Annotated in this window: 8 protein-coding genes; 3 read left to right on the forward strand and 5 right to left on the reverse strand. The window is 36.5% G+C overall.

Translation table 11 applies throughout. The features are described from left to right. Positions 1–108 precede the first annotated feature (108 nt). The 5 genes from IPM71_14385 to IPM71_14405 all read right to left on the reverse strand — a co-directional run bounded on the left by IPM71_14385 (position 109) and on the right by IPM71_14405 (position 9,230). A complete protein-coding gene (locus IPM71_14385) occupies positions 109–1,371 on the reverse strand; it encodes a hypothetical protein (protein ID QQS50757.1) in 1,263 nt (420 codons plus the stop codon). A gap of 40 nt (positions 1,372–1,411) precedes the next feature. After that, positions 1,412–2,665 (reverse strand): oligosaccharide flippase family protein, encoded by a 1,254-nt coding sequence (locus tag IPM71_14390; GenBank protein ID QQS50758.1) that lies wholly within the window; start codon positions 2,663–2,665, stop codon positions 1,412–1,414. A gap of 346 nt (positions 2,666–3,011) precedes the next feature. After that, positions 3,012–3,983 (reverse strand): hypothetical protein, encoded by a 972-nt coding sequence (locus IPM71_14395; protein ID QQS50759.1) that lies wholly within the window; start codon positions 3,981–3,983, stop codon positions 3,012–3,014. A gap of 98 nt (positions 3,984–4,081) precedes the next feature. Continuing rightward, on the reverse strand, positions 4,082–6,007 hold the full coding sequence (locus tag IPM71_14400; GenBank protein QQS50760.1) for a polysaccharide biosynthesis protein: 1,926 nt from the start codon (positions 6,005–6,007) through the stop codon (positions 4,082–4,084). Positions 6,008–6,326: 319 nt separating this feature from the next. After that, positions 6,327–9,230, reverse strand: a complete 2,904-nt coding sequence (locus IPM71_14405) for an ATP-binding cassette domain-containing protein (GenBank protein QQS50761.1) — start codon at positions 9,228–9,230, stop codon at positions 6,327–6,329. An 812-nt stretch (positions 9,231–10,042) separates the two neighbouring features. On the opposite strand from IPM71_14405, the gene IPM71_14410 reads away from it, so the two are divergent. The 3 genes from IPM71_14410 (at position 10,043) to IPM71_14420 (ending at position 14,128) form a co-directional block, all read left to right on the forward strand. Continuing rightward, positions 10,043–11,683 (forward strand): M1 family metallopeptidase, encoded by a 1,641-nt coding sequence (locus IPM71_14410; GenBank protein ID QQS50762.1) that lies wholly within the window; start codon positions 10,043–10,045, stop codon positions 11,681–11,683. Between the two features lie 142 nt (positions 11,684–11,825). Next, positions 11,826–12,476: a phosphatase PAP2 family protein gene (locus IPM71_14415; GenBank protein ID QQS50763.1), complete on the forward strand. Its 651-nt coding sequence runs from the start codon at positions 11,826–11,828 to the stop codon at positions 12,474–12,476. Next, positions 12,434–14,128, forward strand: a complete 1,695-nt coding sequence (locus tag IPM71_14420) for a glycosyltransferase family 39 protein (protein QQS50764.1) — start codon at positions 12,434–12,436, stop codon at positions 14,126–14,128. Before IPM71_14415 ends, IPM71_14420 begins: the two co-directional genes overlap by 43 nt. Position 14,129: the final 1 nt, after the last annotated feature.

The raw sequence follows: 14,129 nt of genomic DNA on the forward strand, positions 1-14,129 counted from the left end.
TAGCATATTTTACTTTATTAGGTTTTAAGAATAGAAACTAAAATTAATTAAATCTACATAAGGTTGTATTTGTTAGGCATTAACTATAAATATTTATTAAAAAGTATATTAATGTAAAACTGTTCTATCTCTAAGGGTTATCAAAAACCGACTAAGAATGCCACTTAATCCTGCATAAATAAGAATAAATGATATTTGGTAAGGAATTGCTAATGCAAAGCTTTCAATTAAAATTGCTAAAATGCTAACAATTATAAGAAAAGAATAAGGTTTTGCGTTTTTAGTTTTTAAAAAGTTTATTGCGAGAAAAGTAGGATAAAAAAACAGTAATATATAAATCAATGCACAAATAAATCCCATTTCGCCAATTACAGATGCCCAATGTGAGTCAAATATAAAGGAAGGTTTGCTTTTTGGTCCTAACCCCTGTTTATTATATATCTCATAATCAAAGTATACTTTATTGTACGACAATTTAACAGGAAAACTACCGAAGGTACCTTGTCCGCTCCCGAATGGGAAATGGTCCTTAGCAATATTTAAAGATTCTCGGTAAAGCACTAATCTTGGGGTTAAATTATCTCCTGAAGTATTTAAATAGTATTGTTTATATAATTCAATCTTATTTTTAACTTTTTTGTTTGTAGTTAGAATAACTGTGGTTGATAGGAATAACATTAAAACAATTATGATTTTTTTTAGACCAAATCTTGAAAAAATTTGAAGATAAACTAATGATATTATAAGAGCAGATATCATTGATTTTAATAATACACAGATTAAAATAACAATAACTGAATAAATAAGCACTAAAATATACTTCCTTTTTCTTGTTAAATGATACAAAAAAAGAGCAAGAGATATATTAATATTTGCTAATGTGCCAGCAAATCCGCCGGTCTTCAAGATAATGGATGATGATACTTTAATTCCTTTATTATCAGCAATAATATTCTCTAAACTATAAATAAATAAAATTATTGAGATAGCGATGAGCAAATATTTGAGTAAAAGGAATATGGTTTCTTTTGATAGGGTAATATTATAATTAATTATGAAGGTTAGAATTGGAATTAATGTAATAAAACTCCCAATTAAGTATGATTTAATGGAAGTATACGGAGAAGTAAAGTAATTAATTATTAAAAAGAAAATAACGAAAAGTAAGCCTAAAAAATAGAGAGGGGATATAAGTATTTTATTATTTATCAATACTATAACCACTAAAATTGCAAAATAAAAAAACCAAATAATATAATCAAATCCAATAATATTAAAGCCTATTGTACTTAGGAAGTGTTTTAATACTTGACTTGTAGCAAAAGATATTATAGTTATTATTACAATTTGATTTTGTAACCTTAGGCTCATTAGATCTATTATTATTCAATTCGAATATTCTAATTGAATTTTATATTAGTTTCAATCTAAGCGTAATATAAATTCTATAAGTCATTTCGAAAAGAAATACCAATACGGTAATTGTCGCAAATATAATTGTATTATTTAATAAATTAAACACATAACCAACCCCAATTAATGCAAGGTAAAAGGTGGATGTAATAGTAATGCTGTATAAAAGATAATTATATTTACCTAATACGATTAAACAATTTCTAGATAGAGAATAACTGATCGAAAAAAGCAATGGTGAAATAAGTAAGATTCTCGAGATAGCAACTGCCTTAAGATATTGTTCGCCAATAAAAAATTTTAGAATTAACGGCGTCACAAATTGGAATATGCCAGTAATTATAAGTGTAAATATAAATAAGAGCTTTATTGTTTTGAGGACAAATCTCATATCCTTCTCTTTTGCAACCTTTGGAAAGATAGCGTCATTAACTAAAATGACTGGATGTAAGAATAGATTCATTATTTTTATTCCTAAATCATAGATAGCTACACTTTCCATACCAAGAAATATTCCCAAAAAAATTATGTTGAATTTATCCTTCACCGAGATAAAAATGTTTGATACAAAAAGCAAGAAACTTTCCTTCACAAAATATATTAATTTCCCATAAGGCTGGAAAATAAACCTTATTCCCTCTTTTCTAAAAACAAAATATAAAGATAGTATGCCTCCCATCAAAGCACCTATACTATACAGGATGGGTACCCATAAATAGTCGTTTTCGTTTTTTACAATAAAAAAAATTAAGCCAACGAAAATAAGTTTAGCAAATAGATTAATGGCAGTTATATATCCCATTTTCTCAAGACCTTGAAAAAACCATTGAGGAAATAATAATTCATCAAAGCAAATTCCAAATGAAAATAGATATAGCCATTTATCACTTTTTGCTCCTGGTACTATGTAAATATATAATATTAAGAAAGATAGACTTAATACCCACAGAATAAATTTAATTTGAAAAATAGATGAGACAATAATATCTAGTTTTGATATATCATCTCTATTTATTGCAACTTCTTTTGTTGCTGAATTATTAAATCCAAACTGAATAATAATAGAAAAATAAGAGATTATTGTCTGAACAAAGATGACCTTTCCATATAGGCTGGTGCCAAGTACCTTTATTAAATACGGATAGGTAATTAGTGGTAGGAGAATGCTGAAAAACCTTAATAATGTTAGATATGAAAAATTCTTTACTATTGTTTTATGCTGTTGAATTTTCTTTTTCGAATTATTAAGCATTTCCTTATCAATAGTTTGAGGGTTTTTATATCTGATTTAAATAATCTACAGCTTCATAGAATACATTTTTTTTGTTAATCAGATTGTTAAAACGCTTCAACCTTACATTTTTTAATTATTAAATAATTTATAAACCACAACTTATCGTAACTTTCTTCAATCCAACAAATAAGTTATCGAAAACTCTGTTAAACCAAAATCTAATGCATTCCTTCAAAACGCTTTTGTGCTGTTTAGATATTGTTTTAATATATAATGATTTAAGAGATATTATTTCATTTGCTCTTTCCTGGTATTCCTTTCGATCCTTTTCTTAAAGGGATAAAACCTATATTCATAATAATAGTTAATATCTTAGAAAAGCAGAAATATGTGCTTTATAAAACATTAGTAAAAATAGTACATAACCTATAAGTCCAAACCAAAATCCAAATTTTATAATATACCCACTCTTTGGGTTCTCTTCCATTGTCAAGGCTGTAAAGTCTTTAATTACTGTAAGAGGCTCGGTAGCCATTTCCAGTTCTTTCAGGTAATTTTGCTTTTGCCTGGTTAGGGTTACTTTGTCTTTGTAATACATCTGTTTGTCTTTCTCCGAAAGAAACATCAGGCGGCTGTCCCTGCCACTTTCCAGGCGTTGGTCCGATTTGAAATAATCGACATTCTGCAGGCTGTCGAGTTTGGCTATTTCGAGGCTTACCATGGACACCATTTCTTCTAGTTCTTTTTTGCGTATCTGGTTAAGCTGTATCAGGTAAGGATTTTTTGCTATGTATTCGAATAAACCTTTGCTTACAGCAGCAAAAACCTGGTTGTCGAGCACTTCTACCTGCACGTATATGCGCTTATCGTCTAGTACAATATTGGTGTCTCTGGGATTATAACTTTTGTTCAGGTCCACCAGGTCGCCTATGCCATCTTTGTTTACATCGAGGTAATAGAAGGCTTCGATGTTTTTCACCTTCTGGGCGGTTGCTTCGTCCAGATTAAGGGAATTGGTCAGGGCTGGAATATTCTTGCGTGTGGTGAAGCGGTTCAAGTCGTTGATGTATTCCACCATGTCATATGCCTTTATGCCATTGGGCTGGGCAATAAGGTGAGAGGAATAATAGCGCGATGTGGTAGAGTAAACCAATAAACCTACGAGGGCTCCTGCAATTACAAAAAGTGCAAGCCAATGCGCCCGTTTGATTCCAAATGAGATTAGAAATACAATGCCTTTGAGCAAGCCCAAAATCATATTTTTTATTCCTTTTCCTATCGATGCAAACAATTCAAGCAGGTCAATCTCTTTCACATCATTCTTTGTGTCGGCCATAAGGGGTAATTTTGGTTCGGCGCAAAAATACAAAAAAGTAGGGAGCTAGTTTTTATTTCATGGAAAATTTTGAAAATCGAAACTGGCAAACGGTCTTGTCAGATGGCTTGGTCTAGTTTTTCGAATACCGAATTTTTCGATTTGTAGGTAGGCACCATCTCTTTCATCAGCTTCACCACTTCATTAATATTCTGAGATTCTACCGGGAAATTGAATTTGTCAAGGTGGTTCATTACTTCTTCAAAATTCTGTTCGCACACCTCGGCTATTTTTATTTTCGGATGGTGGGTAGGTTTGTTGTTTTCTGTTTCCATCAGCAATTCTTCATAAAGCTTTTCGCCAGGGCGCAGTCCGGTAAAACTAATTTCAATGTCGCGGCCAAGCACAAAACCGGTCGATTTAATGAGGTTCTTGGCCAGATCAAGTATCCTCACTGCTTTACCCATGTCGAAAAGGAATATCTCACCTCCCTTACCCATTACACTGGCTTCAAGTACCAATTGGCAGGCCTCGGGTATGGTCATAAAAAAGCGGGTAATATCTGGGTGGGTAACGGTTACAGGGCCACCCTCTTTGATTTGTTTTAAGAAGCGGGGTATTACCGAGCCATTGGAGTTGAGTACATTTCCAAAGCGGGTTGTGATAAAATTAGTATCGCTGTGCTGGTTCAGGGCCTGAATATAGATTTCGGACATCCTTTTGGTAGCTCCCATAATGCCGGTAGGATTCACGGCTTTGTCGGTCGAAACCATAATAAACTTGTCTACCTTGTACTGGTGGGCCAGATCGGAAAGAATCCTGCTTCCCATTACATTGTTTTCAAAGGCTTCGATGGGGTTGTTTTCCATCATAGGCACATGCTTATAGGCCGCTGCATGGTAAACCACATCGGGTTTAAAAGTCCTGAATACCTTTTCGATGCGACTTTTATTAAGAATATCAGCTAGTATGACTGAAATGTTTTTAAAACCCAAGCTTTCGAGTATTTCCAACTCGATATCATAAAGGGGCGATTCTGCCTGGTCGATCAGGATAAGGTTTTTGGGATTGTAGGTTGCAATTTGTCTGACCAGCTCGCTTCCGATAGAACCTGCAGCACCGGTTATCAACACATTTTTCCCGTTGAGGTAATTGCGTATGTGGTCTTTTTCGAGCTGAATAGGTTCGCGCTCCAGCAGTTCTTCCATCTTAATTTCTTCGATGCGCAGACTGCCGGTATTTTCGAGGTGCCACAAATCGGGGGCTGTGAGCATAGTAATACCGTATTTCTTGGCAATGCTTCCCACAAGTTCTTTTTCGCCACGGCTTATTTCACGTTTGGCAATGACAAAATGCGATACATCGTATTTTTCAATCAGGTATTTCAGTTCTTCCAGGTTGTAAATATTTAACCCAGCCAGCCGTTTTTTTCTCGATGGCACCAAGGAATCGGCAAAAGCAATAATTTTATACTTCTCGCGTGGGTGTAGCTCGATGGTTTCTTTTAGCATCAGGGCCAGCTCTTTGCTGCCAATGATAATAACCGATTTACTGTCGAGGTCCATATTGGTGAGGAGTATATAGATGTACCGTATGAAAAGCCGAAGGTTAATCATGAGGAACATGGTAAAGAAAAATTCCATCACTATTACCGAAAGTGGTATTGTAAACCCCCACGAAAAGTGGCGCATGATAAATACAGCTGCAAGAATGGTGAGTGTGCCGCTTGAAACGGTTGTAAAAACCCGTTTGATATCGTGCAGGCTGGTATATCGAATAATGTGGGCATAAATCTTAAAAACTACTGAAAAGACTAGCCTTACAAATACAATGAGAATGGCAGCAAACAGGACGTTCTCGTAGTTTATTTCATGCATTCTGAAACCAAAACGTATAAAATACCCCAGTAATACACCCAGCAGGCTGATAATAGCATCGGCCGAAAAAATTATCCAACGGGGACTGTTTTTTTCGGAGGCGATTTTGCGCACCCGGTGCAGGAGTATAAGAATTCGTCGGCGTATTGCTATTTCTGAGATACTCATTTACTTCAAATTAAAAATTCACCAACCATTTGTATGTTTGGTTCATACGGCAGGTGAAATACCACTTTAGGGATTTATTTGAACTGTGCAAATATAAATATTTATACATCAATATAGTAAATTAATTGTAATATAAAGTGCCTGGTCTAATCTAAATCAAGTTATGTTCAAATAGGCTTATTCCAAAAACTTGTAATTTAGCGCGGGTAGCTTTGTTATTTTTCTTTCGGGTAACATTTTTATTGCATTACTATTAACGCAGTTTGAAATTATATATTTTTCAACCATATAAAAACAAGTTGCCTTTCCGTTTTTAAAATTACTGCATGCTCCACGCCAACCGGGTAGGAATTTTTGTGATGAGCAGCAGGTAAATAAACAGGTTCAGGCTCCAAATTACCGAAAGGTTAAATTCGAAGGTAGAGATGACCTGTCCATTGAACATTTTTTCGGCCTGAAACATTTGTGCTCTACCGAAATTATTTCCGGGATTCTGAAAAACCGGGTCGGAATATTGGTAAAGCATTCCCTTTTGCACCTCGAAAGCAATTTCTGCATGGCTATTCAAAACAGATTCTTTCACTTTATTGTTTTGATGTTTTTTTTCAAGTTGCTCAATATATTGGGTTCCAAATAGGTTTTGAAGACTGTCGGCAATTGTTTGCTTTTGAAAGATTCCATTCTGAAACGTTCGTGCAAAATGATATACCAGGTAGTCGAGGTATTCGGCGGTTTCGCTCAGAATTACCATGCTTGTGGGTTGCATGTTTAACTCGCGGGTGTATTCAAACGGAAAAATATCTTCGGTTTGTTCGTAAAATTCAAATTGATTTTGTATTGCAAAAAGCATATGTCGGATAGTATCGGTTTTTAGTTTTGGGTAACGCCCCACATAGTTTAGCTTACTTTCGAGATAAGGTAAAACTTGTTGCGCCTGGAAGGCACCGTTTCGTATGTTTTTATCGGCTTTAAAAAAATGCTTCTCGTATGGATTGGCTGCGAACTGTTGAACCATAATTGCCTCATATGCCCATTTGCTAACTGAAAGTTCTGCAACCAAAGGAGGATATTTCTTTTGTTGCCGCTTAATTTTATCAAGGGGAAGCCAACCCCCTCCAAGTAAAAGGCAGAATAAGATAAACAAGGGTATTGTCTTGTAAAATACAAAGCGTGTCGAAGTATGCGTGGCAGAAATAAATAAACCTGCAAACACCCCCGATGCCGCCACACCGAAATACACCATCCAGTGATAAAAAAGCATGCCTTTGATTTGTAAAATGCTGTTGCCCAATGCCGTGAAAAGAAAAGTCTGAAGCAAGATAAGCAGAAGGTGATAAGTCAATTTTGCATTGATGTAAGAAAACATGCTCAAATTTAAATGGTCTTCTTTAATCAGTATTTTTCGTTCCTGAATAATCTCGAGGGCGGTTTGTATTAATCCAAGAAAGAGGCAAGTAAGAATACTCAGATAAAAATAGCCTGGTATATTTTTGTTTTCTGAAAACTGATAGGCACTGGTAAAATCCTGGCGGAGAAGAATGGAATAGAAAAATGCAAGAATTGGCGCGGCAAGTATGGTAAATACAAGTTCCTTGCGACGGGCAAGTTTTATTTTGAAGATTCTCAACGAATAAGACCGGTATTGTTGTTCGAGCCTTGCAGTAGGAAATTTTATTGCAGGTAAAATATTTTTTTGCTTTCGAAAAGAAATATCCTTGGGCTCATTTTTCTTAAAATCATCGTACATGACTTTTTCTGCAGGTAACTCCAGGTTTAATTCCGACCTCAGTTTTTGCTGTCTCAGCTCAATTACTTCCAGAATGTCGTTGGAGATAAAATGGTACTTTTGGTTGTAGCGTGGACGAATGCCTTTGGGAATGTATTTTACAAAATGAGCAAGTGTTTTATGCCGTGGGCCATAAAACAAAGGGTATCCCTGATCTCCGAGAACGAAGAGGCTGTCGAAATTGACAAATACTTCCGGTGATGTTTGGGTGATGGAGGTTATTATTAGCATTCCGCGGAAAGTGAGTGAAGACAAGCACTCTACGACTAGTGTCGCATCGCTTATACTCAGACCGGAACGGGCGTTATCTACAATCAGAATTTCGGGTTGTCTGATGAGTTCAAGGGCGATATTCACCAGCCTTCGCTGTCCGGGTTGAAGTATTTTCTCCTCAATACTTCCCACTACCAGGTGTTGAATAGCTGTGAGCCTTAAATCGGATAAAACACGCCCGACAAGTTCTTTCCTCTCGGCATAGCTGCTATTTCCCAAGTGCAGGCGCGCTGTGAGTTCAATATTCTCAATTACGGTAAGTTCCTCGAAAAGAAAATCTTCTTCCGGCACATACCCCATGATGCCTGCCAATTGGTATTTGTTTTTAAAAATATTGAAGGCATTGAGGTAGATTGCACCAAAGCCCGGTTTTTGATAGCCGGCCAGCATTCGTAACAGGGTTGTTTTTCCCGAACCTTCTTTACCTACAACACCAATAAGTTGCCCCGGACAGGCCAGCATGGAGAAGGCTTTGATGCTGTAATTTTCCTTAATGTGAATGGCTACATTGTCGGCAAATAGAAAAAAACGGTTCTCAAAAATCTTTTCTATCAGTTTTTCTTTTAGAATAGAAAAGTTTATCTCGATGTTTTCAGGGGTATGGAGTGAATCTTCCAGCTGAAGCAGGAAATATGGCCCCGGAAAAACCGAATTGTTTTTACGCAAAGTTCCAGAAACATTCTCTGCCGAAAGGAGAAAGGCATTTAGCTCCACCAGATAAAAGGCCTCAATCGGATATTTTATGTCTTTTATAATCAGCTTTTCTTCCGTTTTTATCTCTTCTGGTTTATTGCTATCTACCCAGTCACCTTCTAGCTGTTCAGTTGCATCGTTACCTTCGGGTACTAGTTTTAGATAAAAATTATTCTGAAACAATGTACTTGGGCTGAAAACAAAATCTTTTGTCTTATCTGCCAGCATCGAAGGCAATTCGAGTTGCGCAGCCAGTTTTAATACAATGTCCTGGAATGGAATTTTAAATTGATTCGTCCAGCCTAGTATAATGAGGTAGGCTTGAAGTTTGTCGCTTAGTTCAATAAGTATCTGCTCGCGCAAGAGGAATGGTTTATGAAAGCTTTGCAAAAAAAGCGAGTCGTCATCACCGGCAACGTTGTGTTCGTAATAAAGAAGTTTTTCAGCATATAAATTTGCGAAAGTTCTCATACCAAAGTATGAATCTAAATATGCAACAATTTGCTCCAGAAAGGGTTTCGATGCAGTTGTTTTTTTATGGTTTGCAAGCAACTCAATCAATAACTCAAGTGCATGCTGATGAGCTAGGGAGAAAAGAATATGGTTTGCTGATTTAGTCAAGGAATAATAGTTTTTATCGAGGCTTAAATTACAAAAAACTCCTGCAACCCTAAATTATTTTTCATTATATCTTAGCCTGTAAGGTTTTGCTCAGTACAGGCATTAAATTCCCTATAGATGATGTATCTCATCCTTATCCAGCAATAAGACTCACCGATAAAAAGATGGATTTAAGGGTTTCCTGCTTTAAATTTATATCAGATAAAAAAATGAAATTCTTCTTAATTAGTTGGGATAGTTAGAATTTGGGTTAGTTTTTAAAAAAGTTTTAGTTGGGTTTAAATTTAGGTGTAGGCAGTCCTGGCAGTTTTACTACCAGGGCTTTGCTTTTTAATAAGAAAGGTAAAATCAATTGGATGAGACAAATCATTTGACCAACCAACCTAAATCATTGTTGAAAGAAAGAACTTTTAAACCATTTTGGCGTAAATTTACACATAGGTTTTTCGTTTTCAAGTTTACTTTACAGGTTTGTTTTTCATTTTTCAAAAAAAGGTTTAGTTTTAGGGTAACGAGCCTCCTTTTTTAGGAGGCTTTTTCTATTTTTATACACTTTGAAACGAACATGGTTCATTAAACACAAACAAGGATGAATTGAAAATCGACGTAGTCAAAATTCATCATGCGAGTTCCATCAGACCTTATTAAAAAAATATTTACAGATGAAACTATTCCGTTCAATTATATTTATCTGTGTTTTATTTCTTCCTGCATCGAGAAGTCTTCATGCTCAAATGGAATGCAGCATGGATAATTACGATGTAAAATTTTATGCTCTCGACCTGACTTTATCTGATACAAATACAAACCTGCACGGCTCTGCATCTATTGGGATGGAAATTGTGTCTCCATCCGACTTGATTTGTTTAGAATTGGGCAATCAGCTTAAGGTGGAAAGTGTGATGCACAATGGTAAAGATGTATTTTTTTCGCATGCCAATGATTTGCTGGAAGTGAAAGGGATTTTTCTGCCAGGTATGTTCGATACAATTAAAGTATTTTACCATGGCGATGGTAACAGCAAAGACCAGTTTGGTGCTCTCTTTAATTACTCTTATGCTACATTGGGTGGCTTTACCTATTCGCTCACCGAACCCTATTCGACTAAATACTGGTTCCCATGCAAGCAGAATATTGCTGATAAAGCCGATTCTGTTTTTTTGAATATCAGTGTTCCAAAGCATTTGAAAGTTGGTTCGAATGGTGTACTAATCGATGTGGTAGATATTGATTCGGGTTTTCATCAATTTCAATGGAAGTCGCTTTATCCGACATCCTATTTTCTGGTGTCGGTATCTGTGGGTAATTACATTGACTACTCTTTTGAGGTTGAATTGCCTTATGCTGAGACTTCGCTTCCTGTGGTGAACTATATTTATAACGATAGCATTTACCTTCGAACCAATAAACCAGACATTGATACTACAGCTCATCTGATTCGTCTTTTTTCAGAATTATTCGGCCCTTATCCATTCATTAAAGAGAAATACGGACATTGCGTGGCTCCTATGGGAGGTGGTATGGAGCACCAAACTATGACTACACTTGGTAATTTTGGTTTTGATTTGGTTGCGCATGAACTGGCCCACCAATGGTTTGGCAATATGGTAAGTTGTTCGCACTGGAACCATATCTGGATTCATGAAGGCTTTGCCTCCTATTGCGAATACCTTGCGCTGGAATTTTCCGGATACCCCGATGAAGCTGCCCTATGGCTTGAAGATGCAATGGAAAGAGCGAGCCAGGCCCATTATGGCAGCGTGTATATTCCGGATAGCCTTGTAAATGATGTATCGCGTATTTTCAGTCATCAGCTTTCCTATAAAAAAGGGGCAGTGCTGGTTCACATGTTAAGATGCGAGATAAACAACGACACCCTCTTTTTTGATTTACTAAAGGCATTTTTGCAAGAATATGCCTACCGGGTAGCATCAGCCGACGATTTTAAAATGCTTGCCGAAACCATCACCGGTCGATCATTCGAAATGTTTTTTCGGCAATGGTATTACGGTTCGGGGTATCCCATTATCGAAGCAGAATGGCAGCAATGCGGCGAAATATTGAAAATCCGGGTTCAGCAAAGCCCCATAAAAGGTTCAAGCAGTGATTTTTTTCAATTTTCACTCCCTTGTCTTGTTACAACAGAGATTGGCGATACTTTGGTTTACCTTGAATTGTATGCTGTTGAATCAGAATTTGAGATTAACCTGAAGCAATCTGTGCACGAAATCATGCCCGATCCGGAGAATAATTATTTAATTCAGACTGACAGAATAAACCAGAAACCTTGCAACGATGATTAGTAAGTTGCGTCATTATCATTTTACTGAGCTAATTTCTATGAGTAAGCTGTGATTTGTTTCTTAGAAAAGGAGTCCTTAAAATGGTTAAAAATTGTGAAGAATCGGATTGAATAAAAAAGATTTTGCATTTTTGTACCGCAAAATGAATACTATTATCCGCAAAAACAGCGCTTTTATTATACCTTTTGTGCTTCTTTGGAGCGCATTGGCTTTGATTCTGGTATTGTTTACGAAATCTGAAATTCATTTATTCCTTAATCAATTTCATTCCGAATTTTTCGATTGGTTTTTTCGGCTCATAACCCATCTTGGCGATGGTTTATTTTTAACTTTTGTTGCAGTATTTTATTTATTTATCTCATTCCGAAGGGCTTTAACTCTGGGCCTTGCAGGTATTCTTACCGCCCTTTTTATTCAAATGCTAAAGCGAGGAGTTTATGACCAGGCACTTAGACCAAAAGCCTACTTCGAAGGTTTATCTTCGCTTTATCTTGTGCCCGGAGTAGAGGTGCATGAGTATTATAGTTTCCCTTCGGGCCATACTGCTACTGCTTTTTGTTTGTTTTTTCTGCTTGCTGTTTTTATTTCGCACAAAAGTGCCCAAGTCCTTCTTTTCCTCACTTTTATTCTGGTAGCCTATTCGCGGGTATACCTTTCGCAACATTTTTTGGTTGATATTTATTTTGGGGCACTTACTGGCTTAATTACAGCTTTTTTAGGTATAAGTATTTTAAACAAGGCCAAATGGCCATGGCTCGATCAATCTATTCTATCACTGATAAGAAAACCATGAACAAAGACATTAAGAATGTAGCTTCTTTAGCCGTGCTTTCATTGTTGTTTTTTGTTCCCTTTATTGGTCATGTGCATTTGTTCGACTGGGATGAGATCAATTTTGCCGAATCGGCGCGCGAGATGCTTCTTACAGGCGATTATCTGAGGGTGCAGATTTTTTTTGAACCTTTTTGGGAGAAGCCACCCTTGTTTATCTGGCTGCAAGCCTATAGCATGCATCTGTTTGGTATTAACGAGTTTGCAGCACGCTTTCCGAATGCAATTGCTGGTTTTTTTACCCTGATTAGCTTATACCTGATTGGTAAACAGCTTATCAATGCGCGCTTTGGTATGATATGGGCCCTGGTTTATGGTAGTGCTCTGTTGCCGTTTTTTTACTTCAAATCAGGCATTATCGATCCCTGGTTTAACCTTTTCATCTTTCTGGGAATTTATTTCTATATAAAGGCACAAATAATCCAGACTTCGAAGGAGAAGTATCTGCCAATTATCTTATCTGCTTTATTTATTGGTTTAGCTGTTCTAACCAAGGGGCCGGTGGCTATCCTTATCTTCGGACTGGTTGCCATCATCTTGTTGTTCAAAGAGAAATTTAAGCTTCATCTTAGGAGCAGTCAAGTGATTGTGTTTGTACTTATGCTCACTTTTGTAGGTGGCTTCTGGTTTCTCTTGCAGATATTCACCGGTAACTGGCAAACGGTGGTTGATTTTTTTGTTTACCAGGTGCGTTTGTTTAAAACCGAAGATGCCGGGCATGGAGGGTTTTTACTATACCATTTTGTGATTTTATTTTTTGGCGTTTTTCCTGCTTCTGCTTTTGCCATTTATGCCCATAAAAAGAGGGAGGGTTTTAATGCACCCACTGCTTATTTCAGAACCGGAATGCTTATTCTACTCTGGGTGGTGCTGATACTATTTACAATTGTTAAAACCAAAATTGTACATTATTCGTCTTTAGCCTATTTCCCCATCTCGTTTCTTGCTGCTTATGCCTTATATTATCTTATTACTTCAGCCAAACGACTTCCAATATGGATTTTTCTGATACAACAAATTACTGGGCTACTTATATCGTTGGCAGTAATGCTGTTACCACTTTTTGATCGCTATAAACAATGGTTTATCGATACAGGCAAAATAACTCACTCTTTTACAGTTGGCAACCTGCAGGCCAATCCCGGATGGATGGGATGGGAGTGGACAATAGGTTTAATGTTGCTTGCGGGAATACTATTCGCGCTTTTATGGATGCGCAAAGGCAGGGTACAGAAAGGCTTATACCTGATGGCAGCATCGTGTGCGTTTTTTATGTTTTTTGCCCTTTTATTCGTGGTTCCTAAAATCGAAAAGTATTCTCAGAATGCAGCCATCGAATTTATGAAGTCGAAAAGTGTGGAGGATGTGTATGTAGGCACTTTGTATAAGAGTTATGCCATGTTGTTTTATACCAACGCCAAGCCCGTTGAGAACAAAGATATTTATAGAATTGGCTGGTTGCTCAGAGGGCCGATTGACAAAGATGCTTATTTTATTGTGCGCAAAGATAAGCTCGAGGAAAATCTAAAAGCCTATCCCGAACTTAGTATTGTAGAAGAAAAAAATGGATATGTATTCCTGCTACGGCGGGCAAAAGTTAATGAAAATCAATAAA

Source organism: Bacteroidota bacterium (assembly GCA_016699695.1).
Classification (GTDB): Bacteria; Bacteroidota; Bacteroidia; order Bacteroidales; family UBA10428; genus UBA10428.

Bases quoted from the DNA above. Each gene is read 5' to 3' on its own strand.
- IPM71_14385 (QQS50757.1), bottom strand. From the start codon at position 1,371: ATGAGCCTAAGGTTACAAAATCAAATTGTAATAATAACTATAATATCT.
- IPM71_14390 (QQS50758.1), bottom strand. From the start codon at position 2,665: ATGCTTAATAATTCGAAAAAGAAAATTCAACAGCATAAAACAATAGTA.
- IPM71_14395 (QQS50759.1), bottom strand. From the start codon at position 3,983: ATGGCCGACACAAAGAATGATGTGAAAGAGATTGACCTGCTTGAATTG.
- IPM71_14400 (QQS50760.1), bottom strand. From the start codon at position 6,007: ATGAGTATCTCAGAAATAGCAATACGCCGACGAATTCTTATACTCCTG.
- IPM71_14405 (QQS50761.1), bottom strand. From the start codon at position 9,230: ATGAGAACTTTCGCAAATTTATATGCTGAAAAACTTCTTTATTACGAA.
- IPM71_14410 (QQS50762.1), top strand. From the start codon at position 10,043: ATGAAACTATTCCGTTCAATTATATTTATCTGTGTTTTATTTCTTCCT.
- IPM71_14415 (QQS50763.1), top strand. From the start codon at position 11,826: ATGAATACTATTATCCGCAAAAACAGCGCTTTTATTATACCTTTTGTG.
- IPM71_14420 (QQS50764.1), top strand. From the start codon at position 12,434: ATGGCTCGATCAATCTATTCTATCACTGATAAGAAAACCATGAACAAA.